The organism is Paucibacter sp. DJ2R-2, from assembly GCF_025717675.1.
Taxonomy (GTDB): Bacteria; Pseudomonadota; Gammaproteobacteria; order Burkholderiales; family Burkholderiaceae_C; genus Paucibacter_A.
On the sequence record NZ_JAJIRT010000004.1, the window covers coordinates 45,870 to 67,238 of the forward strand.

The following is a 21,369-nucleotide window of genomic DNA, read 5'->3' on the forward strand; positions in this document are numbered from 1 at the left end:
TCAGCGCGCGAGTTCGGCGCGCATGGCGTCGATCACGGCCTTGTAGTCGGGCTTGCCGAAGATGGCGGAGCCGGCGACAAAGGTGTCGGCGCCGGCATCGGCGATCTGGCGGATGTTGTCGACCTTGACGCCACCGTCGATCTCCAGGCGGATGTCACGGCCGCTCTTGTCGATGATCTTGCGCGCGGCCTCCAGCTTCTTGAGCGCGCTGGGGATGAAGCTCTGGCCGCCGAAGCCGGGGTTGACGCTCATGATCAGGATCAGGTCGACCTTGTCGATCACCCACTCGAGCACATCCAGCGGCTCGGCCGGGTTGAACACCAGGCCGGCCTGTTTGCCCTCGGCCTTGATCAGTTGCAGGGTGCGGTCCACATGCTTGGAGGCATCGGGGTGGAAGCTCACCAGATCGGCGCCGGCCTTGGCAAAGGCCACGGCCAGAGCATCGACCGGCTCGACCATCAGGTGCACATCGATGGCGGCAGGCGTTCCGTCCGGCTTGACCGAATGCTTGCGCAGCGCCTCGCAGACCATGGGCCCGAAAGTCAGATTGGGCACGTAATGGTTGTCCATCACGTCGAAGTGAATCCAGTCGGCGCCGGCGGCCAGCACATTTCGGACTTCTTCGCCCAGGCGAGCGAAATCGGCGGACAGGAGGCTGGGGGCGATGCGGTATTGAGGGGTGCTCATGGCTGGCTGCTGGCGCGCGGGCGCTCGGTGGGGCGGATGGGGGATTTTAGAAGGTAGAAGGCCGGCGGCTCAGCCCGCGTACCGCTTGAGATCGCCAGCGCAGCCCGGCTCGGCTAGGGCCGACGAATGCTGCCCGGCTTGGCGAACAGATCCCGACCCTTCCTGGCCAGACTCATGAACAAGCGCAGCACCAGGGCGAAGACGATCACCGCGATCACAAGCACCACCAGCAGAAAGGTCAACAGCTTCTGATTGTCGATGTCGGCGTGGATCGAGGCCTGAGCGCCGGAGCTCAGGGCCAGGGCGCACAGTCCGGCAAGCAGACTTCTGACACGGCGGTTCATCGACTCGGTCTTTCTTGGCCGCGCGGGCCATGGCTCCAACACCCACACAGGCGTTGGACTCGGTTTCAAGACCCGCATTGTCTGACGCTTTGCAAGGACCTCAGCCTGGCAGGTGGCAGACCGCCTCTATATTGTTGCCCTCGGGGTCGAGGACGAAGGCGCCGTAGTAATTGGGGTGGTAGTGCGGGCGCAGACCCGGCGCGCCGTTGTCGCGGCCGCCGGCGGCGATGGCGGCGGCGTAGAAGGCATCGACCTGCGCCCGGCTGGCGGCGCGCCAGCAGAGGTGGCAGCCTGTTGTCACCTCCGGGCCGCCGTAGGGCGAGGGGCCGTCGATGAACCAGACGTCGGTACGCTTGCCTTCGGGTTCGCTGGAGTCCGGGTGGCCGAAGCCAACGATATTGGCGCCGAAATTACCCTCCAGGGCCAGGGTGTAGCCCAGTGGCGCCAGCGCGGCGGCGTAAAAGGCTTTGGCTTGGGCGATATCGCGCACGCGAAAGGTCATGTGGTCCAGCATGGTTGGGCTCCTGGCGTTGGGTTTCAAGGCCAAGCTGAAAGCCAGCAAGGCGCCCAGCACTGTATGTTCATACAGCAATGCAAGGCAATAGGCCCAACTCCCGTTTACACAGACTCTTGTGCGATTGCCGCCGCGGGCGCGGCACCGGCGGCTGGCGGCGTGCCTCAGCCCTTGCGCATCCGCTTGGGGCTGGCGGCGGCAGGGGCCTCTTGCCCTGAGGCCAAGCCACCGAAGCAGCTGAGCAGTAGGATGTCGATGATCTGCGCATCGCTGTACTGGCCGGCGGCCTTGAGCAGGCCCAGCACCGGGTCGCAGGCGCGAGCAAACAAGGTGTAGAGCAGCACCTCGGGCGGCAGCTCGGCGCGCAGGCTGCCGTCGGCCTGACCGGCTTCGATCCACTCGCCCAGCAGGTCGGACAGGCGCAGCAGCCGGTCCATATAGCCCTTGTGCGCCACCAGGGCGGCGCGCAGCGTCGAGTTTTGCGAGGGCAACGAGGGCATCTCGCCCGCCAGCTGCACCTGCATGGTCCAGCGGGCCACGGCGCGCAACTGCTCCAGCGGCGCCGCGGGCTGCTGGAGCAAGCGCTCCACCTCGGCCAGGGCCAGATCCAGCACGCGCACCATGGCGGCGGCGGCCAGTTCTTCCTTGGACGAGAAGTGCTTGTAGAGGCTGGCTTTGGCGATACCGACATCGGCCACCACCTCGTCCACCGTCATCAGGTCAAAGCCTTTTTCGGCCAGCAGGCGATTGACGGAGGCCACGATGGCGTCCTCACGCACTTGCAACACTTGTTCGCGAAAAGAGACTCTTGCCATGGCGCGATTCTAGGCGCCATCGGCCGCGGAAACGACAGCGCCGTTTCCAAACACCCGAATTCGTAACTTTTTAAACGCAACAGTTGACTTTGTGAACTACTCAGTTCACATTTCATCCCAAGCGGTACAGATCACTCACGGCCCACGGGCCTCACACCCAGCACATTCGGCAAAACCTTCGCCCACCCACCCGGCACGCAGACGCAGCACAGCCCACGGAGACCCATCCATGTTGAACTGGCTCATCAATCCCTCCCGCCTGGCACGCCTGGCACGCAGCGAGCTGTTGCCCGACAGCAGCGCCTGCGTGTCGCCGCTCGCGCCTACCCAAGCCGACATGCCGCGCCTCGAACGTTGGCGCGAGGCGGTGCGCCTGGCCGGCATGGAGCGTGCCCTGGACCCGGCCGCCACCCAGGGCCAGCTCAGCCTGCTGGTGCCCGAGGACACCGCCTTTGCCGCCTTCGAGGCCGAGCTGGAACAAAGCGGCAGCAGCTGGGCGGCGTTCTGCGAAGACCGTGCCGGCCTGCGCCGCTGGCTGCTCGGCCATGTGCTGCCCCAACCCTGCACGGCGCAAGCGCTGCGCAGCCACCGCGGCGCGGCGCTGGACACCCTCGGCGCCCACGCCCTGCGCCTGGCCCCCGCCTCCGACAGCCTGACCGCGCCCACCCTGCTCGACGCCAGCGGACGCCGCGCCCAGCTGCTGAGCAGCCGCCAAACCGGGCCGCAGCGCCATCTGCATGTGATCGACCGGGTGCTGCAGCCAGCGGCGCAGGGTCTGCTGGATCTGCTCGCCCAGAACCCCGAGCACCGGGATTTCCTGGCCGCCCTTCGCAGCACCGGCCTGGACGCGCTGCTGGCCGGCAGTGGCCCCTTCACCGTGCTGGCGCCCAGCAACGCCGGCATGGCACGCCTGGCCCCGCGGCTGGGCCTGCGCGAGCGCGAGCTGGCCCGCCAGCCGGCGCTGCTGCGCCAGGTCTTGCTGCAACACCTGCTGCCGGGTGACTGCCCCGTGAACGATCTACCCTGGGGCGGCCAGTTGCGCACCGTAGCCGGCGAGGCCTTGAGTTTCAGTGCGCTGGGCCTGCTGGGCGAAGGCGAACAGCTCCAGCCCCTGCTGCCCGGCAGTGATCAGCTGGCCCGCAACGGCCGCTTGCATCAGGTGGAGCAGCTGCTGATCCCGCCCTCGCTGCAGGACGAACACGAAGCGAACGCTGCCGCCGACGAGCTGACGGCGATTCCGCTGCCGCTCTGGCGAGCGCCGCCCTGCGCGCCGCGCAGCCACGCGCACTGAGGCCGGCACCGCAGCCGCGGTTCATCTCCTCTCACTTTTCCTTTTCTCTTCAGCCGCGCCTTCCAGGCGAGGCCGGGTGGGCGCGAGCCTGCCTGTCTTGTTGCTTGACTCTCGCATGGGCTTTGCCCTCGTTCCTCAACCTCTCTTTTGTTCAATTCAAGTAAGGAGCACGACGATGTCCCTCATCAATTGGCTGAAACCTTGGGTCCTGCTGGGCTCTGCCGCCCTGATGCTGAGCGCCTGCGGCGGCGGCGATGACCCTGCACCGCCACCCAAGCCGGAACCAACCCTGGTCGATGTGGCCAAGGCCGATGCGCGCTTCAGCATCCTGGTCGAAGCGGTGGTCGCCGCCGACCTGGCCACCACCTTGTCGGGCGCTGGCCCCTTCACCATCTTTGCGCCGACCAACGACGCCTTCGCCGGCCTGCTGACCGAGCTGGGCGTGAGCAAGGAACAGCTGCTGGCCAACAAGGACCTGCTCAAGACAGTGCTGACCTACCACGTGCTGCCCGCCCGCGTCGCCAAGGCCAATGTGCCGGCCGGCAAGGCGATCAGCACCGTGCAGGGCGGCATCTTCAAGGTCGATGCCGTGGGCAATGACCTGGTGATCACCGACGGCCGCAACCGCAAGGCCAAGATCACCGCCACCGATGTGGCCGGCAGCAACGGCCTGATCCACGTGATCGACAAAGTGATCCTGCCCGCCAATAAGAATCTGGTGGAAACGGCCATCGCCACGCCCGATCTGAGCATCCTGGTCGAAGCCGTGGAGGCCGCAGACCTGGGCGCCACCCTCAGCGGCACCGGCCCCTTCACCGTCTTCGCGCCAACCAACGCCGCCTTCGCCGCGCTGCTGACCGAGCTGGGCGTCACCAAAGCGCAGCTGTTGGCCAACAAGCCGCTGCTGACCAAGGTGCTGACCTACCACGTGCTCTCGGGCCGCGTCCTCAAGGCCGATGTGCCCATCGGCACCGCCGTCAACACCGTGCAAGGCGAGAGCCTGACGGTGGACGCCAACCTCGACATCACCGACCGCAACGGCCGCAAAGCCCGCATCACCGCCACCGACGTGATGACCAGCAACGGCGTCGTTCACCTGATCGACAAGGTCATCCTGCCCAAGCAGTGAACCCCATTCACACGTTCACCCACCCAAGCACCACCACCAAAGGCAACACCATGAAGCACTTCATCGCCATCACCGCCCTGAGCCTGAGCGCCCTGTCTGCCCAAGCCAAGGACATCGTCGACACCGCGGTTGCCGCCGGCAACTTCAAGACCCTGGCCACCGCCCTGCAAGCGGCCGGCCTGATCGACACGCTCAAGGGCAAGGGCCCCTTCACCGTCTTCGCCCCGACCGACGAGGCTTTCGCCAAAGTGCCCAAGGCCGATCTGGACGCTCTGCTGAAGGACAAGGCCAAGCTGACCGCCGTGCTGACCTATCACGTCGTGCCGGGCAAGGTCATGGCCAAGGACGTCAAGGCCGGCAAGGTCAAGACCGTGCAAGGCAGTGAGCTGACCATCGGCACCATGGGCGGCGTCACGGTCGACCAAGCCAAGGTCACCGCCACCGACATCGCCGCCGACAACGGCGTGATCCACGTCATCGACAGCGTGATCATGCCCAAGTAAGACAGCGCATCGCAGCGAAAACCGCCAGGGGTGATGGACCACCTTGGCGGTTTTTCGTTTTTCTGTTCAATCCTCAGCACGGGGAGGACTGAAACCGGCACAGAACCGTCGTACGTTGAGATTTGAATACGAACGCAGAGTGCGCGGAGGCTCGCAGAGGTCGCAGAGAGAGAAGAAGAGCGAGGATCGTGTTGTGAGCGTCCTCTGCGGTCCTCTGCGAACTCTGCGTGCTGAAACTCCTCCGCGAACGACGCCTCAGTGCCGCCTTCAGCCCGCCGCTGGCGAACGAAACGCCGCACGCGCTGTTGCCACCTTCTCGCGCGTGATGCATCCCGGCGCGTGGTCATTGATCAATCCCATGGATTGCAAAAAGGCGTACATGGTGGTGGGCCCGACAAACTTCCAGCCGCGCTTCTTCAGGTCCTTGGACAAGGCACGCGAAGCATCGGATTCGGTGACGATTTCGCCGGGCAAAGGCTCGGCGTGATGGCTGGGCTCGAAGCCCCAGATGTAGCGCGAGAGCGAACCCTGCTCCGCGACAAGTTCCCGCGCGCGGCTGGCGTTATGGATGACGGCCTCGATCTTGCCGCGGTGGCGCACGATGCCGGCGTCCTGCAGCAGGCGCTCAACGTCGGCCGGGCCGAATCGCGACATGCGCTCGATCTCGAAGTTGGCAAAGGCCGCGCGAAACGCCTCGCGTTTATTGAGGATGGTGCGCCAGGACAGGCCCGACTGAAAGCCCTCCAGGCAAAGCTTCTCGAACAGGCGCCGGTCGTCCGCGACCGGAAACCCCCACTCGGTGTCGTGATAGTGCAAATAGGCCGCATCGCCGGCGGCGGCCGCGCACCAGCGACAGCGCGGCCAGCCATCAGCGGGCAAATAGAGGGTTTGTTGCGGGGTCATGACGCGATCCGGAAAAAGCGGCCAAGCCGGCAGCCGCGCAGGGGAATGGCCCGCAGCATAGCGCCGCCCGGCAACGAAGAACCTAGAATCGGCCTCATGCCAAACCCTCAATTCAAATGCACGGTGCTTGTGCAAGTCCTGCCCGAGCAGACCGACGTCGCCCAGGGCGTGCACGCCTTCAGCTACACGATCACGATTGAGAACATCGGTGATGTCAGCGCCCAGCTGATCGGCCGGCACTGGCACATCGCCGATGCGCGCGGCCACGAGCAGGAAGTCCATGGCCTGGCCGTCGTCGGCCACCAACCGCTGCTGGCGCCGGGCCAGAGCTTCCAATACAGCTCCTGGGCGCAGATCGCCACGCCGCAAGGCAGCATGCGCGGCCGCTTCCTGTGCGCCACCGAAGACGCCACGGTGTTCTACGCCGAGGTGCCCGAGTTCATGCTGGCCGACAGCGGCGCCCTGCATTGATGCTGACGCTGCGCCCCGCCCCGAGCTGGGACCTGACGGCGCTGCTGAATGCCACCGACGCGCGCGCCGAACTGGCCGCGCGCAACCTCTGGTTGGCCCGCCTGCTGGAATGGCTGCGCCACCCGGCCAGCCAGGAGGAACTGCGCAGCGGCGCCACCTTGCTGCCGGTGCTGCGCCTCAAGCACTTGCTCAATGTGCTGGAACGCAACCCGGCCCATGCCCAGGCTGTGACCCAGCTGCTCAATTCGATCTGGCGCGATGTTGACGCCAGCGGCCTGTTCGCCGATGTCGGCTTTGCGCCGCGCGTGGCGCTCTGGGCCGAGTTCCAGCACCGCCTGCAGCAGCGCCTGCTGCCGCGCACCGCCGACACCCGCGATCTGGCCGAGCTGTTCGGCCTGCTCTTCCCCGAGCGCAGCGACGAACAGTGGCTGCTGGCCCTCGATGAAGCGCTGCTGCTGCGCCTGGCCGCCCTGCTGAACCCGGCCCTGCCGGCAGCCGCAGAAAGCGCCACGGTCGACGCCGCCCCGCAATGGCGCGAAGCCATGCTGCGCGGCCTGACCGTGCTGGTCAGCAGCGTGCGCGCGGCCGGCCTCTCTGGCCCCTTGCGCCGGCGCATGAGCCCCGATTTGCTGGCCGACCAGCCCTTCGAGCAGTTGGCCGGCGCCTGCGACGGCCTGATCCTGGCCCTGCAAAGCGGCGACGCCGCGCGCAGCGCCCAAGCCCTGCAGCTCCTGCGCGCCCTGCTCGACGTCTGCCAGCGCGCCGCCTCCAGCGTGCCCGAACATCTGGAAGCCTTCGGCGTGTCGGTGGACATCGTCTTTGCGGTCGAACAGATGCTGGCTCGCATCGAACGCATCGAAGCCCTGCTGGACTGCCTGGGCGCCGAACACCATCCGCGCGAGCTGGCCCGCCTGCTGGCCGGCCTGGTGCGCGTGGGCCATGAGCGGCGCAGCATCCGCACCCTGTTCTCCCACCATTACTCGCTGCTGGCCCGCAAAGTGGCCGAGCGCAGCGCCGAAACCGGCGAACACTACATCACCCGCAGCCGCGAGGACTACCGCCAGATGCTGCGCCACGCGGCCGGCGGCGGCGCCATCATCGCCGGCACCACCTTCGCCAAATTCATGGTCATGGCCCTGGGCCTGACCGCCTTCTGGGCCGGCTTCTGGTCGGGCGTGAACTACGCCGCCAGCTTTGTGATCATCCACCTGCTGCACTGGACCGTGGCCACGAAGCAGCCGGCCATGACGGCACCGGCCATGGCCGCCAAGTTGCAACACATCAACACGCCTGTGGGTCTGAGCAGCTTTGTCGACGAGGTGGCGCATCTGCTGCGCTCGCAGATCGCGGGCATCCTGGGCAATCTCGCCGTGGTGGCGCCGGTGGTGCTGGCCGTGCAAGGGCTGAGCCAGGTCCTGACGGGCGCGCCCCTGGTGGGCAAAGAGAGCGCCGAGTACGTGCTGCATTCGCTCAGCCTGCTGGGCCCCTCGCCGCTGTTTGCGGCCTTCACCGGCGTGCTGCTGTTCGCCAGCAGCTTGATTGCCGGCTGGGTGGAGAACTGGTTTGTGCTGCACCGGGTTGAAGCCGCCATCGGCTGGAACCCTGGCCTGATCGCTCGCCTGGGCCAGGCGCGTGCGCAACGCTGGGCGGCCTGGTGGCGTGGCAATGTCTCGGGCCTGGCGGCCAATATCTCACTCGGCCTGATGCTGGGCCTGGCACCGGCCCTGCTGTCCTTTGTCGGCCTGCCGATTGAGGTGCGCCATGTGACCCTGTCCACCGGCCAGCTGGCAGCCGCCGTCGGCACCCTGGGCTTCGATGTGCTGCAGCAGCCCGCGTTCTGGTGGTGCGTGGCCGGCATTGCCTTGACCGGTGTGCTGAACCTCGGCGTCAGCTTCTACCTGGCCTTGCGCGTGGCCCTGCGCTCGCGCGGCATTCAGCTGGCCGACCAGGCCTTGCTGCGCCGCTCAATCTGGCAGCGCTTCCGGGAACAACCGCGCAGCTTCTTCCTGCCGCCGAAAGACTGATCCGGCCAGCCGACTTATTTTCCCTGTTCGTCCTGTTCCGGCAGGCGACGCTCGCCACCCTTGCGACCGGAAAACATGGTCCACCAGATGATGAACACGAACAGCGCCAAGGCCCCCAAAGCCTCCAGCAAAAGCAATCCCATCGCAGCCTCGATTCCCAGCAGTCAGTGGCTGCGGCAGGGCGCAGCCGGCGCGATTCTAGGCCTGCTGGCCGCTTGCTCCAGCACGCCACTGCCGCCCGAGCCACCGGCTCGCCCGCCTGCACCGGAAATGACGCCCGAACGCGAAGCGGCCAGCCCGAGCCGGCCGCGCCAGGTACTGCAGCGCGAACGCTCGCGCTGGGTGGCGGTCGACTGGAGCGAGCTACCCGGCTGGGGCGAGGACCGTGCGGCCGAGCTCTGGCCGGCCCTTTTGCAGGGCTGCGCCCGGCCGGCCGCCGGCTGGGCCGAGCTGTGTGCGCGCGCGCTGCGCAGTTCTCCGGGGGACGACCACGCGGTCACGCTGTGGCTGATGCAGCATCTGCAAGCCTTTCGGGTCGAATCACCCGAGGGCGAGACCCAGGGCCTGCTGACCGGCTACTTCGAGCCCATGCTGGACGCCACGCGCAAGCCTCAGGGCGACTACCAAGTGCCGGTGCATGCAGCGCCGGCCGATTTGCAGCAGCGCCGGCCCTACTTCAGCCGCCAGCAACTCGAGGGCGAGCAGCGCCAGCGCTTACGCGGCTTGGAGCTGGCCTATCTGGACGACCCGCTGGACCTCTTGATCCTGCAGATCCAAGGCTCGGGCCGGCTGCGCATCAAAGCCAACGCGAACGACGACAGCGGCACTTGGGTGCGCCTGGCCTTCGCCGGCCACAACGACCACCCGTATCAATCGATCGGCAAGGCCTTGATCGAGCGCGGCGAGCTGCGCCCGGGCGAGGCCTCCTGGTCCGGCATCCGCGACTGGATGCGCCGCAAGCCGCAGCAGGCGCGCGAACTGCTGTGGGGCAACCCGCGCTATGTCTTTTTCCGCGAAGAGCCGCTGGTCGACCCCAATGTCGGCCCGCGCGGTGCCCAGGGCGTGCCGCTGACGCCCGGCCGCTCCGTCGCGGTGGACCGCGCCAGCATTCCCTATGGCACCGCGCTCTGGCTGGAAGCGGGCGACCCGCTGCAAAGCGGCAACTCGCCGCTGCGCCGCCTGGTCATGGCCCAGGACACCGGCAGCGCCATCACCGGCGCCGTGCGCGCCGATTTCTTCTGGGGCTGGGGCCGCGAAGCCGAGGCCCAGGCCGGCCGCACGAAACAGCCGCTGCGGCTGTGGGCGTTGTGGCCGAGGGGCGGCGGGTGAATGGTGAATGGTGAATGGTGATTGGTGATTGGTGATTGGTGGACAAGCGAACGGGTGAACGCCGGGTGTTCCCCACGATTCACCATTCACGACTCACCAATCACCCATTCACCAACTCACTCCCCCACCACCACACCCTTCCAAAACGCATAACGCCCCCGAATGGCGGCAGCGGATTCGCTGGGCTCGGGGTAGCTCCAGACCGCGTCGGCGTTCATCTCGCCGTTGACAAACAGGCTCAGGTAGTGAGCCTGGCCTTTGTCGCTGCTGCTGCGGTGGTTGCTGAAGCTGGTGTACTCGCGCTTGAGCGAGTCGGCGGGGAAGTAGTGGTTGCCGTCCATCAGCACGGTGTCATCGCTTTCGGCGATCACGACGCCGTTCCAGATTGCTTTCATGCTTGCGGGCCTCCCCGAGTTGGATCAGGCCGGCATTCTAGGAGGCCCTCCCCCGCACACGGCGGTTTCAGTTGCGCCCGGCCATCACACCGCCGTCCACATCCCAGACCGCTCCGGTGACCCAGGCCGCGCGCTCTGACAGCAAGAAGGTGATGACTTCAGCCACGTCCTGCGGCGTGCCCACCCGGCCAATCGGGTGAAAGCTGTTGAAGCCTTGCAAGGCGCTCGCCACCTCGGCCTTGGGAATGAAGCTTTCGTAGATCGGCGTCTGCACCACCGCCGGCGACACCGCGTTGACGCGGATGCGATGCGGCGCCAACTCCATGGCCAGATGCTGGGTCAGCGCATGCAAGCCGGCCTTGGCCATGGAGTAGGCCGAGGACGGCGTCGCCGCAATCGCCTGCTGGGCCCACATGGAGCCAATGTTGACGATGACTCCGGGGCGCTGCAGCGCCACCCACTGGGCGGCCACCGCCTGGGTGATGAAGAAGGTGGCCTGATTCAGGCTCATGTATCGCTCGTAATCCGCCAACTGGTGCTCGAGAAAGGGCTTGGGGGCAAACACGCCGGCGGCGTTGACCAGCAGGTCGATGTCGCCATGCTCGGCCCTCAGGGTTTCGATCAGCGCCGCGGTTCCGGCGGGGCTGGCAAGGTCGGCATTCAAAGCGCTGACCGGGCCCAGGCGGGCCAACTCCTGGCGCGCCGCCTCCGTCTTCTCGGGGTGCCGACCGACGATCAGCACCTTGCCGCCAGCGACCAGCACCTGGCGGGCGACTTCCAAACCCATGCCGCTGCTGCCGCCCACGACGCACAGCTTCTTGCCTTCGAACTCTGGCTTGCTCATCTGAAAACTCCAATGCTTGAATTTGAATAAAGAGGAAAGTACGAGCTCGGCTTGAGCTTGGCCACAGAACAAGAAATACTTTCTGTAAACCCAGCCTGACTCTGTGATCTCGCCAGGCCGTATAAAAACGAAACCCCGAAAAGATGGGCGTATTCTTCGCAATCGAGGCCACGCCCACAAACCATAAAAACCTCAGCGACGAGATAGAAAAAGTTTTTGATCATGAAGCTGCCAGTTCACTTGAATGCCTTGCGCGCCTTCGAGGCGAGCGCTCGCCACCAGAGCTTTTCAGCCGCCGCCACCGAGCTCCATGTGACGGCGGCCGCGGTCGGTCAGCTGGTGCGTTCGCTGGAGGACTGGCTGGGCATGCCGGTGTTCCAGCGCGCCAGCAGCGGGCGCACCCGGCTGATACCGACCGAAGCGGCCGAACAGGCCTTGCCCGAGATTCGCGCCGGCTTCGAGCGCCTGGCGAGCGGCCTCGCCCGCCTTCAGGACGCCAGCCCCAGTCGCGGCGCGCTGACGGTGACCTGCAGCCCGGCCTTCGCCGCCAAATGGCTGCTGCCTCGCATCGAGCGCTTTCAAACCGCCTGGCCCGAGATCGAGCTGCGCCTCGACACCAGCCACAAGCCCGTCGACTTCATCGCCCAGCGCATCGACCTCGGCATCCGCTACGGTGCCGGTCGCTGGCCCGGCCTGCAGGCCGAGAAGCTGATGGACGAGGAGATCTATCCGGTGTGTTCGCCGCGCCTCATGGCGCAGGCGCCGGAGCGCTTGCGCCAGCCGGCCGACTTGCTCGGCCAGGTGCTGATCCATGACCTGTCCATGGACGGCCATGCCGACTTCCCCAGTTGGGAGCGCTGGCTGCAGCAAATGGGCGTTGCCGGCGCGAATGCGCCCTTGCGTGGACTGAGCATCAACAACTCCGCGGCGGTGCTGCAGGCAGCCGCCGAGGGTCAAGGCGTGGCATTGGCCCGCAGCGTCATGGCCCACGATGACCTGGCCGCAGGCCGATTGCTGCGGCTCTTTCCCGCCCTGAGCTGGCGCACGCCCTTGGCCTACCACCTCGTGCACCGTGGTGAAGGCCGCTTGCCGCCCAAGCTCATGGCCTTCCGTGACTGGCTGTTCGCCGAGGCTGCTGCGGCCCCCGCTGCCTCCGCAGCGACAATGCCGGTGTGAAACGCTATTACTCGCACCAGAACAGAGACATCTTCGTCACGGCCGGCTCGGCCAAAGAGCTGGCTCCAGGCAGCTTTGGCGTCTGCGCCATCGGCGGCGGCGCGGAAGGTTGGGCTGTGGTGCACATCGGCCCCGAAGGCGATGTCGCCGACCTCGGCGGCGAGTACTACTTCGCCACACCCGAAGAAGCGTTGGAGTTCGCCCGCGACTTGATCGACCTGATGGTCGGCACCGCCTGAACGACTGACCGGGCTTCGTGCCGGCCTTCGCACAAGCGTGCTGGCTCAAGGGCTAAACCCTGAGCGCGACGCACAGTGCCGGCCGCTATGCTCGGCCGCCCTTGCCCAGTCCCCGCTGCTTCCCCCGCCTTCGTGAGATTCCGCCTGCCCGCCCGCTTTCTCTGCATCTTGGCCTTGCTTGGCAGCGCACCGTGCTGGGCGACGTCTTCTGCGGTCGAAAAGGACGCAGCCAACACCATCACCTGGCTGATGCCCGACAGCCTGAGCGTTGGCGGCGGCGCGGCCAGCCTGGGCTTCTCGGACCAGCTGGTCGACTATCTCGCCCAGGCCCTGCCACAGGTCCATCACCGCAAGGTGGTGGCCAATGTCAAGCGCAGCTGGCAGATGCTGGCGCATGGTGAGCCAGTGTGTGTGAGCTCGGCCGTGCGTACGCCCGAGCGGGCCACGCAGGCCTATTTCCTGCCCGCTCAATGGGTTCTCCCGCCCCAGCTGATCGTGCGCCAGGACCGGCTCGCGGCGCTGCCGCGCGCACCGGGCGGCGAGGTCGACCTGCCAGCGCTGATGCGGCAGGCCCGCTTGCGCGGCGCCCTGTTCGAGGGCCGCAGCTACGGCCGCGCCATTGACGAGCAGTTGGCCCAAGAGCGCGAAGCAAGCCCGCGCATGAACCACTATGCGCAAGCCGGCGCCGCCGACAAGCTGCTGCAGATGCTGCGTCTGGATCGCGCCGACTACACCATCGACTACGACTTCGCGCTGAAGCTGGTCAGCCAGGATGCCCGCACCCCCGGCGCTGCGCTGCTGAGCCTGCCCATCCTGGGCGCCAGCGAACCCGTGATCGGCAGCCTGGCCTGCCCCCGCAACGCCTGGGGCTGGGCGACCTTGCTGCGCATCGGCCAGGTGCTGGCCGCGCCCGCCGGCACCGAGTTCTTGCGCGAACGCATGGCCGCCCGACTCAGCCCGGAGGCCCGGCGGCAACACAGCCACAGGCTGGAGCAGTTCTACAAAGACCGCAGCCAGCGCAGCCGGCCTCAGTGAGGCCACCGCCGCACTCGCTCAGCTCACAAGCGCATCGAATCTCGCTATGCTGGCTGCACTCCAGCAGCGAGCGCAAGTGATGAAATTGCCCTGGACCTTCCTGTTGTATACCTTGTTGGCGGCTCCGGCGCTGGGCCTAGAGCCGCCCCGGCCACGCATGCAGTGGTTGATGGGCAGCCAGGCTTTGGACCCGCAAGGCCGCCCGATTGCCAGCCCCGGGCAGCAGTTGGTCGAGTTCATGCAGAAGGCTTGGCCTGAGGTCCGCCACGAGATCCTCTACGCCAACGGCAAACGCAGCGTCCAGCTCTTGATGGACGGTGAGCCGGCCTGCCATGTCTCCCTGGTCCGCACCCTGGAGAGGGAACGTCAACTGCTGTTCACCAGCACCGCCCTGATGCCGCCGCCCAGCGTGATCGTTCGCCGCGACAGCCTCGCCCGCCTGCCCCGCGACGCCCAAGGCGCCGTGGACCTGCCGGCCCTGCTGCGCAATCCGGCCTTCAAAGGCGCCTTGGTCAGCGGCCGCAGCTACGGCAGCGCCATCGACCCACATCTGCAAAGAGCCGCGGCGGCCTTGCCCAAGACCATGAGCTACTTCTCGCCCAATGACTTCGGCGGCAAGGTGCTGCTCATGCTGCAAAGGCAGCGTATCGACTTCACGATCGAGTACGAGTGGATTCTGGGCATGATGGACGAAGCGGGCCAGAGCACGAGCCAGCTGTTCGCCTTGCCCATCCAGGGCGCCATGGCGCTGAGCCCCAGCGGCATCGCCTGCCCGCGTACGGCCTGGGGTGAAGCGGCTATGCGCGGCATCGACAAAGCCTTGAGCACCCCGGCCGGTGCGGCCATGCTGCGCAAGAGTTTCATGCCTTCTTTAAGCCCCGCCCTGCAAGCGCGTTATGGGCCGGCGCTCGAAGCCTTTTATAAGCGGCGCGCCCTGGGCCGACCGGACGCCTAGACCGCAAGGCGCGCGCGGCTGAGTCCTGTTTTGCCGGTGCGATGCTGGCGTCACAACCCAGAAGACAAAAGCAAATCAAGCCGGCTATGCTTCGCCCTGTTTGCACTGCCACGCGCACGCACCATGCCTCAGCACGACGAAAAGCCGCCGCCACGCTGGACTCATGTGTCAAGTTGGGTCGCCACCACGGGCCTGCTGTCGCTCTTGCTGAATCTAGGCAGCGCGTCTGCTGCGATACAAGCTGCGTCGGCGTCGCGCCCAAGCGAGGGGAAGATGCGCTGGCTGCTCGTCGGTCAAACCGTGAGGGATCCCAAGGCCACAAGCGAGAACCCGGAGTCAGCCACACCGCCTGAGCTCATACTCCGTGAGCTGCAGCAGCACTGGGCCGATCAGGGCCACGAGATTTTGCATGCCGAAGGCACAAAGATGCACAAGCAGACCTATCAAGTCTGGTACAGCCCCGAGCGTCTGCATCAATACGCAAGCCAACTGGATCAGTTCTATCGGCAACGTGCGCGTGCTGAGGCTTTGCCATGAGCAGGACCGCGCCATTTCGCCGTCTGTTCGGACTGGCCGTCCTGGTGAGCGTGATGTTGGGCTGGGGGCAGGCTAGCGCCGAAACCAAGCAGGCGCCACCGAGCCTTGACCACATCGTGTGGCTGCAAGGCAGTACAGCTCGCCTCAACCCCATCGTGGCCTTTCTGAAAGAGCAAATGCCCGGCATCCGCCACGAGCCACTGGACACCAATGCCGTGCGCAGCTGGCAGATGATCCAGCGCGGCGAACCCGCCTGCCGGCCAAGCACGGTGCGCACCCGTGCGCGCGAGGCCGAGGCCTACTTCGCCGACACCCTGCTGGCCTTGCCGCCCGAGCTGGTACTGCGGCGCGACAAGCTGAATCTGCTGCCGCGCGATGCCGAGGGCGCTGCCGACCTTGGCCGCCTGCTGGAACAGAAGCGCTTGCGCGGCGCCTACGCGCGCGGCCGCAGCTTCGGCGACATGATCGACGCGCTGCTGGCCGCTCAGCAGAAGAACAAAAACCCCATGCTGGCCGACTACGCCACTGTCGCCTGGGGCGACCGCATGCGCGACATGCTGGCCAAAGACCGCACCGACTATCTGATCGATGCGCCGGGCGCCTTGGCCCAACTGCAAAAACTGGGTCTGGCGGCCGAAGACTACGTCTCACTGCCCATTCACGGCGCCACCGAGCCCCTGGTGCTGGGCATCGCCTGCCCGCGCAACCCCTGGGGCCGCGTCGCCATCCAGGCCATCGACCAGGCCTTGGGCACGCCGGCCGGCGCCGCCCGCCTGCGCGAGATCACCAAGGATTGGCTCGACGCAGCGGGTCGCGAACGCTTAGCGCCACAGCTCGAACAGTTCTTTCAGCGCCGCAGCAAGCCGCTGAATCCAGGCTGAGGCCCGGCGGGCTCAGCCCTGACCCAGCAGCGCCGCCCCCAAGGCCTCCGCCACCTCGATGCCATCGACACCGGCCGACATGATGCCGCCGGCATAACCAGCACCTTCACCGGCGGGGTAGAGCCCCTTGATGTTGAGGCTTTGGTAGTCGCGGCCACGGGTGATACGCAGGGGCGAGGAGGTACGGGTTTCGACGCCGGTGAGCACAGCGTCGGGGCGCGAGAAGCCTTTGATCTGGCGCTCAAACGCGGGCAAAGCCTCGCGGATCGCGTCCAGGCAGTACTCGGGCAGGCTGCCGCGGCCTTTTTGCTGCAAATCGGTCAGGGTCACGCCGGGCTTGTAGCTGGGCTCGACATTGCCCAGCACCTTGGAGCGCTGGCGCTTGATGAAGTCACCGACCAGGGCGCCGGGAGCCAGATAGCCGCCCTCGCCCAGCTCGTATGCGCGGCTTTCCCAGATGCGCTGGAAGGCCATGCCATCGAGCGGGCTGACCGGGCCTTCGTGCTTGCCGTCCTGGCGGTAGTCCTGCGGGCTGATGCCGACGACGATGCCGGCATTGGCATTGCGTTCGTTGCGCGAGTACTGGCTCATGCCGTTGGTGACGACGCGCTCGGGCTCGCTGGTGGCGGCCACCACGGTGCCGCCGGGGCACATGCAGAAGCTGTAGACCGAGCGGCCGTTCTTGGCGTGGTGCACCAGCTTGTAATCGGCCGCGCCGAGGATGGGGTTGCCGGCGTTGGGCCCGAAGCGGGCCGCGTCGATCACGCTTTGCGGATGCTCGATGCGGTAACCGATGGAGAACGGCTTCGCCTCCATGAACACACCGCGCTGATGCAGCATGGTGAAGGTGTCGCGGGCACTGTGGCCCAAGGCGAGCACCACATGGTCGCTGCGGATCTGCTCGCCCGACTCCAGCGTCACACCGCGGATGTGCTCGCTGCCATCGGCGCCCTTTTCGATGCGCACATCGCTGACCTTTTGCTCGAAGCGGATCTCGCCGCCCAGAGCCTCGATCTCGGCGCGCATCTTGATCACCATGCTGACCAGGCGGAAGGTGCCGATGTGAGGCTTGCTGACGAACAGGATCTCCTCCGGCGCGCCGGCCTTGACGAATTCGGTCAGCACCTTGCGGGTCAGGTGGCGCGGGTCGGAGATCTGGCTCCAGAGCTTGCCATCGGAGAAGGTGCCGGCGCCGCCCTCGCCGAACTGCACATTCGATTCGGGGTTCAGGCGCTGCTCGCGCCACAGGCCCCAGGTGTCCTTGGTGCGCTCGCGCACCTGCTTGCCGCGCTCCAGCACGATGGGACGCAAGCCCATCTGGGCCAGGATCAGGGCGGCAAAGATGCCGCAGGGGCCGAAGCCGATGACCACGGGCCGCGGGCGCTCGCCGCCGTTGAAGAAGTCCACCGGCGCATGGCCGACGAATTTGTAGCCGGTGTCGGGCGTGGGCTTGATGTGCGGGTCGCCGGCGAACTGGGCCAGCAAAGCCGCTTCGTCGCTGAGTTCGCAGTCGACGGTGTAGATCAGCTGGATGGCCGACTTCTTGCGCGCGTCATAGCTGCGCTTGAAAACGGTGAAGCCCAGCAGCGCCGCATCGCTTTGCAGCCCCAGGCGCTGCAAAACAGCCGGGCGCAATGCGTCTTCGGCGTGGTCCAGCGGCAAGCGGAGTTCGGTGATGCGGAGCATGGTGTCTTGGGGTGGTTCAGGGTGAGCGCAGGGCAAAAATGTGCGGCTCAAAAAAACACAGGCCCCACCGGGAGGAAGGGCCTGTTGTCAGCGCAGAAGGGGCCGTCAGTCATTGCAAGCAAGACCTGGCTCCCTCGGCCACGGGGCTTCAGCCGCCGCTGCTGGGGCGCTTGCCCGGGTTCTTCTTGCTGCGGGTGTGCGCGCCGCGCTCCAGGCTGGACTTCTGGCCGTGCGGGGCGGTGAAGGTCACGCCCTTGGGAGCGGCGGGACGGGGAGTGGCGCGTGCTGCGGCTTCGGTGATGATTTTGTTGCCCATGATGGCTCCGGTACGGAAAAAGAAATCGGAAAAAACTGCAAAACCCGGGGTCTTGCCCACCAATCCACTGCCGCCGCCCGCACAGACTTTGAGCGGCTGCGGCAGGGTGGGTCGTGGATCGAACCTGGGATTTTACTGTGTTATCACGCGCGCCGGGCTTTTTGTCCCCTCAGGCCCTGCCTGGAGCCTGCAGCAACTGCTCCAGGGCGACCGGCCGGTGCAGCAAATAGCCCTGGCTGAAATCCACTCCCAACGCACTCAGACGGCTGAGCGCGGCAGCGCTGTCGACGCAACCGGCCACGGTGCGCAGGCCGATGATCTGGGCCACGTCAACAAAGGCGCGCACGGCCGCTTCGTCGAGTGGATCTTCGGCCAGGTCGCGGCTGAACTGGCCGGCAATCTTCAGGTAGTCGAGCGGCAAGCTCTTGAGGTAGCCAAAACCCGAGGCGCCGGCGCCAAACTCATCAAGTGCCGCGCTCGCCCCCAGAGCCCTCACCTGCTCCAGGAACAGGGCGGCGTCGGCCAGGCCGGCCACGGCGGTGTGCTCGCTGATCTCGAAGCAGAGCTGGCGGCAGACCTCGGGCCCGGCCGCCTGCAGCAGCTCCAGCGCCCAGCGGTGGAAGGCGCGGTCGCCGATGGCCTGCTCCGACAAATTGATGCTCAGCTCGCCGACGCTGCGCGGCAAAAGAGCCTGCAAGCGTTGCACCACTTCAGCGAGCACCCAGCGGTCGATCTGCGCCGCCAGCTGGAAGCGCGCCGCTGCGGGCAGGAAAGCGCCGGGCAGCAAAAGCGGGTCGCCCGCCGGCGCCGGCTCTCCGACCATGCGCAGCAGCACTTCGGCACGCACATGGCCGGGCGCCAGGCGGTGACCCGGCCGCAGGGGTACGCGCTCCTGCGCCTGGTGCAGGTCCTCGATGCGCTGGCCGTGCAGGACAAAGCGGCCTTCACTGAGCGCCCGGGCGATGCGCTCGTTCCACTGCAGCTCGCCCGCGCGAGCGGCGGCGGCGGCATTGCTGTCCTGCCAGACATGGACGCGGTTGCGACCGGCCTGCTTGGCGGCATAGCAAGCGCCATCGGCGGCCTTCATGGCCAGGTCGAGGTGGCTCCAGCGTGCATCGAGCGGCACCAGGCCGACGCTGGCGCCGACGGCAAAACGCCGGCCGTCATGAATGAACTGGAACGCCTCCATGCGCTCGCAAATCTGTTGCGCCACCCGTTCGGCCTGCAGCGGCGGGCAATGTTCCAGTAGCACGGCGAACTCGTCCCCGCCCAGGCGCGCCAGGCTGTCGCGGCTGCGCACCACGCCCAAGAGCAGGCGCGCCACCTGCTGCAGCAGCAGATCGCCGACGGCATGGCCGCAGGCGTCGTTGACCGCCTTGAACTGATCGAGGTCGATGCACATCAGCGCATGTTGGGCGGGCGCCGCCTGTGGCTGCGAGGCCTGCGCCTGCTCCAAGGCGGCCCGCACGCGCTGTTCGAACTCGCTGCGATTGATCAGGCCCGTCAAGAGATCGTGGCTGGCCCGGAAGCTCATCTCGCCGGCCTGGCGCCGCTGTTCGGTGACGTCGTGAAAAACCAGCACCGCGCCGAGCAGTTCGCCGCGCTCATTGCGAATCGGTGCGGCCGAGTCGGCCACGCCCAAGCGGCGGCCGTCGAGCGCGATCAGCTGGGCTTGGCCTGCCAAGCCGGCCGGCTCACCGGTGGCCAGGCAGCGCGCCACCGGGTTCTCGACCAGCTCACCGCTGAGTTCATGGACCACATGGAAGACCTGCTCCAGCGGCCGGCCGAAAGCCGCCTCGCCGCGCCAGCCGGTCATGCGCTCAGCGGCCGGATTCAGCCAATGCACGCGGCCGCGGGCGTCGGTGGTGATGACGGCATCGCCGATCGAACGCAGGGTCACCCGCAGCAGCTCATGCTGCTCGGCCAGCTCAGCCGCCAACTGCTCGGCGAGCTCGGCCGCCAAGCGGCGCATCTCGGTCAGGTCCCAGTTACAGCCAACCAGGCGCAGGGCGCGGCCCTGGCCATCGCGGATGACGCGGCCGGAGGCGCGCAGATGATGGATGCTGGCGTCCGGCCAGACGATGCGGAACTCGATCAGAAAGGGCTGGCTGCCCTCGATGGCCTGCAGCACGGCCTGATGCACGGCCGCCAGGTCCTGGGGGTGGATATGGCGGGTCCAGAGCTCGTAGCCGTTCAGCCCCTCCTGGCCCTGGGCCGGCGGCGACAGGCCGTACAGCCGGTACATCCAAGCGTCCCAATGCAGATAGCCGCTGCTCAGGTCCCACTCCCAGATACCGATCTGGCCGCTGTCGGCCGCCACGGCCAGACGCTCCTCGCTGGACTTCAGCCGCGCCTGCATCTGCACCTGCGTGCTGACATCCTCGACCGTGCCGACGAAACCGAGCAGCTGCTGATCCGGCCCCAGCACCGGCCGCGCCCGTGAATGCACATGGCGTTCGCTGCGGTCAGGCCGGCGCAGGCGGTATTGCTGGTCGAATTCGCACAGTTCCTTGGCGCAGCGCTGCCATTCGTCCAGCACGCGGGCGGCGTCGTCGGGGTGCAAGGTGGACGGCCAGCCCCGCCCTAGGCTCTGAGCAAGACTGAGGCCATAAATCTGCTGCCAGCGCGGGTTGGTGTAGCTGCATTCGCCCTGTGGGTCGGTGGCGTAGACACCGAGCGGCGAGGACTCGCTCAGGGTCCGCAACCAGGCCTCGCGGCGCGTCAGCTCGCGCGCATTGGCCCGGGCATCCAGCTCGGTGCGCCGGCCCTGCAGGGCCAGCGCAGCCGCCACGGCGAGCTGGCGCAGCACACCGGCCTGCGCCTCGCTGAGCCGGCGCGGCTCATGGTCGAGCACGCACAAGGTGCCGACCAGATGGCCATCGCGCAAACGCAGCGGCATGCCGGCATAGAAGCGCAGGCCGCGGCGCCCCGGGCCGCCGCGCACCACCGGGCTGTCGGCGAAACGCGGGTCCAGCGCCGCATCGGCCACCTCGAACAGATCGCTGCCCAGAATGGCGATGTCGCAGCAGGTCAGCTCGCGCGGCAGCTCGCCCACCTCGGCCAGACCGACGCCAGCCTTGAACCAGACCCGCTGCGCGTCCACCAAGGCCAGGCGTGCCACCGGCGCCGCACAAGCCAGGGCGGCGGCCTGCACCAGGGCGTCAAACTCAGGCTCGGGTGCGCTGTCCAGCACCTCCAAAGCGTACAGCGCGGCCAGACGCTCGGTCTCGGCGGCAGGCGCTGGCATCTGTGTCATGGCGGGCTCCCCCGGCTGGCAGGTCGGAGCCACCGCCCC

At 67.1% G+C, this 21,369-nt stretch carries 22 protein-coding genes; 12 read left to right on the plus strand and 10 right to left on the minus strand.

Features of this window, described 5'->3' with window-relative positions; all coding sequences use genetic code 11:
• The 4 genes from rpe to LNV28_RS11585 all read right to left on the minus strand — a co-directional run bounded on the left by rpe (position 1) and on the right by LNV28_RS11585 (position 2,360).
• A complete protein-coding gene (gene rpe / locus LNV28_RS11570; protein WP_263517702.1) occupies positions 1 to 687 on the minus strand; it encodes a ribulose-phosphate 3-epimerase in 687 nt (228 codons plus the stop codon).
• A 113-nt stretch (positions 688 to 800) separates the two neighbouring features.
• A complete protein-coding gene (locus LNV28_RS11575; protein WP_263517703.1) occupies positions 801 to 1,031 on the minus strand; it encodes a hypothetical protein in 231 nt (76 codons plus the stop codon).
• A gap of 100 nt (positions 1,032 to 1,131) precedes the next feature.
• Entirely contained in the window at positions 1,132 to 1,545 is a 414-nt protein-coding gene (locus LNV28_RS11580; protein ID WP_263517704.1) for a VOC family protein, read from the minus strand.
• A 164-nt stretch (positions 1,546 to 1,709) separates the two neighbouring features.
• A complete protein-coding gene (locus LNV28_RS11585; protein WP_263517705.1) occupies positions 1,710 to 2,360 on the minus strand; it encodes a TetR/AcrR family transcriptional regulator in 651 nt (216 codons plus the stop codon).
• A 229-nt stretch (positions 2,361 to 2,589) separates the two neighbouring features.
• On the opposite strand from LNV28_RS11585, the gene LNV28_RS11590 reads away from it, so the two are divergent.
• The 3 genes from LNV28_RS11590 to LNV28_RS11600 all read left to right on the plus strand — a co-directional run bounded on the left by LNV28_RS11590 (position 2,590) and on the right by LNV28_RS11600 (position 5,283).
• Positions 2,590 to 3,651 carry a fasciclin domain-containing protein gene (locus tag LNV28_RS11590; RefSeq protein ID WP_263517706.1) on the plus strand — a complete coding sequence of 354 codons (1,062 nt, stop codon included), beginning with the start codon at positions 2,590 to 2,592 and terminating at the stop codon, positions 3,649 to 3,651.
• Positions 3,652 to 3,826: 175 nt separating this feature from the next.
• Complete coding sequence (locus LNV28_RS11595) at positions 3,827 to 4,780, plus strand: fasciclin domain-containing protein (protein WP_263517707.1); 954 nt, start codon at positions 3,827 to 3,829, stop codon at positions 4,778 to 4,780.
• A gap of 50 nt (positions 4,781 to 4,830) precedes the next feature.
• Positions 4,831 to 5,283, plus strand: coding sequence for a fasciclin domain-containing protein (locus tag LNV28_RS11600; RefSeq protein WP_263517708.1), 453 nt, complete (start codon positions 4,831 to 4,833; stop codon positions 5,281 to 5,283).
• A gap of 267 nt (positions 5,284 to 5,550) precedes the next feature.
• Here the strand turns inward: LNV28_RS11600 and LNV28_RS11605 are convergent, their stop codons facing one another.
• Positions 5,551 to 6,186 carry a DNA-3-methyladenine glycosylase I gene (locus LNV28_RS11605; RefSeq protein ID WP_263517709.1) on the minus strand — a complete coding sequence of 212 codons (636 nt, stop codon included), beginning with the start codon at positions 6,184 to 6,186 and terminating at the stop codon, positions 5,551 to 5,553.
• Positions 6,187 to 6,282: 96 nt separating this feature from the next.
• Here LNV28_RS11605 and apaG point away from each other — a divergent pair, with 96 nt between their 5' ends.
• From apaG to mltA, 3 genes are all read left to right on the plus strand, one after another.
• Positions 6,283 to 6,657: a Co2+/Mg2+ efflux facilitator ApaG/CorD gene (gene apaG, locus LNV28_RS11610; RefSeq protein ID WP_263517710.1), complete on the plus strand. Its 375-nt coding sequence runs from the start codon at positions 6,283 to 6,285 to the stop codon at positions 6,655 to 6,657.
• Positions 6,657 to 8,681 (plus strand): transporter-like protein TlpB, encoded by a 2,025-nt coding sequence (gene tlpB, locus LNV28_RS11615; RefSeq protein WP_263517711.1) that lies wholly within the window; start codon positions 6,657 to 6,659, stop codon positions 8,679 to 8,681. The genes apaG and tlpB overlap by 1 nt, the downstream gene beginning before the upstream one ends.
• Positions 8,682 to 8,768: 87 nt before the next feature.
• Positions 8,769 to 10,010 (plus strand): murein transglycosylase A, encoded by a 1,242-nt coding sequence (gene mltA, locus LNV28_RS11620; protein ID WP_263517712.1) that lies wholly within the window; start codon positions 8,769 to 8,771, stop codon positions 10,008 to 10,010.
• 116 nt (positions 10,011 to 10,126) lie between these two features.
• Here mltA and LNV28_RS11625 read toward each other — a convergent pair whose 3' ends face one another.
• Both LNV28_RS11625 and LNV28_RS11630 read right to left on the minus strand, forming a co-directional pair.
• Positions 10,127 to 10,405, minus strand: a complete 279-nt coding sequence (locus LNV28_RS11625) for a DUF427 domain-containing protein (protein ID WP_263517713.1) — start codon at positions 10,403 to 10,405, stop codon at positions 10,127 to 10,129.
• 67 nt (positions 10,406 to 10,472) lie between these two features.
• On the minus strand, positions 10,473 to 11,249 hold the full coding sequence (locus LNV28_RS11630) for an SDR family NAD(P)-dependent oxidoreductase (protein WP_263517714.1): 777 nt from the start codon (positions 11,247 to 11,249) through the stop codon (positions 10,473 to 10,475).
• 222 nt (positions 11,250 to 11,471) lie between these two features.
• Here LNV28_RS11630 and gcvA point away from each other — a divergent pair, with 222 nt between their 5' ends.
• From gcvA to LNV28_RS11660, 6 genes are all read left to right on the plus strand, one after another.
• Positions 11,472 to 12,425 (plus strand): transcriptional regulator GcvA, encoded by a 954-nt coding sequence (gcvA, locus tag LNV28_RS11635; protein WP_263517715.1) that lies wholly within the window; start codon positions 11,472 to 11,474, stop codon positions 12,423 to 12,425.
• On the plus strand, positions 12,422 to 12,664 hold the full coding sequence (locus LNV28_RS11640; RefSeq protein ID WP_263517716.1) for a hypothetical protein: 243 nt from the start codon (positions 12,422 to 12,424) through the stop codon (positions 12,662 to 12,664). The genes gcvA and LNV28_RS11640 overlap by 4 nt, the downstream gene beginning before the upstream one ends.
• Positions 12,665 to 12,796: 132 nt before the next feature.
• The gene (locus LNV28_RS11645) at positions 12,797 to 13,699 is read left to right on the plus strand and encodes a hypothetical protein (RefSeq protein WP_263517717.1); all 903 of its coding nucleotides are present in this window, start codon (positions 12,797 to 12,799) and stop codon (positions 13,697 to 13,699) included.
• Positions 13,700 to 13,778: 79 nt separating this feature from the next.
• Positions 13,779 to 14,654 carry a hypothetical protein gene (locus LNV28_RS11650; protein ID WP_263517718.1) on the plus strand — a complete coding sequence of 292 codons (876 nt, stop codon included), beginning with the start codon at positions 13,779 to 13,781 and terminating at the stop codon, positions 14,652 to 14,654.
• Between the two features lie 273 nt (positions 14,655 to 14,927).
• The gene (locus tag LNV28_RS11655) at positions 14,928 to 15,191 is read left to right on the plus strand and encodes a hypothetical protein (protein ID WP_263517719.1); all 264 of its coding nucleotides are present in this window, start codon (positions 14,928 to 14,930) and stop codon (positions 15,189 to 15,191) included.
• A complete protein-coding gene (locus LNV28_RS11660) occupies positions 15,188 to 16,072 on the plus strand; it encodes a hypothetical protein (protein WP_263517720.1) in 885 nt (294 codons plus the stop codon). The genes LNV28_RS11655 and LNV28_RS11660 overlap by 4 nt, the downstream gene beginning before the upstream one ends.
• A gap of 12 nt (positions 16,073 to 16,084) precedes the next feature.
• Here LNV28_RS11660 and LNV28_RS11665 read toward each other — a convergent pair whose 3' ends face one another.
• The 3 genes from LNV28_RS11665 to LNV28_RS11675 all read right to left on the minus strand — a co-directional run bounded on the left by LNV28_RS11665 (position 16,085) and on the right by LNV28_RS11675 (position 21,330).
• Positions 16,085 to 17,758 (minus strand): NAD(P)/FAD-dependent oxidoreductase, encoded by a 1,674-nt coding sequence (locus LNV28_RS11665; protein ID WP_263517721.1) that lies wholly within the window; start codon positions 17,756 to 17,758, stop codon positions 16,085 to 16,087.
• 148 nt (positions 17,759 to 17,906) lie between these two features.
• Positions 17,907 to 18,074 (minus strand): hypothetical protein, encoded by a 168-nt coding sequence (locus tag LNV28_RS11670; RefSeq protein ID WP_263517722.1) that lies wholly within the window; start codon positions 18,072 to 18,074, stop codon positions 17,907 to 17,909.
• Positions 18,075 to 18,243: 169 nt separating this feature from the next.
• Positions 18,244 to 21,330 carry an EAL domain-containing protein gene (locus LNV28_RS11675; protein WP_263517723.1) on the minus strand — a complete coding sequence of 1,029 codons (3,087 nt, stop codon included), beginning with the start codon at positions 21,328 to 21,330 and terminating at the stop codon, positions 18,244 to 18,246.
• Positions 21,331 to 21,369 lie beyond the last annotated feature (39 nt).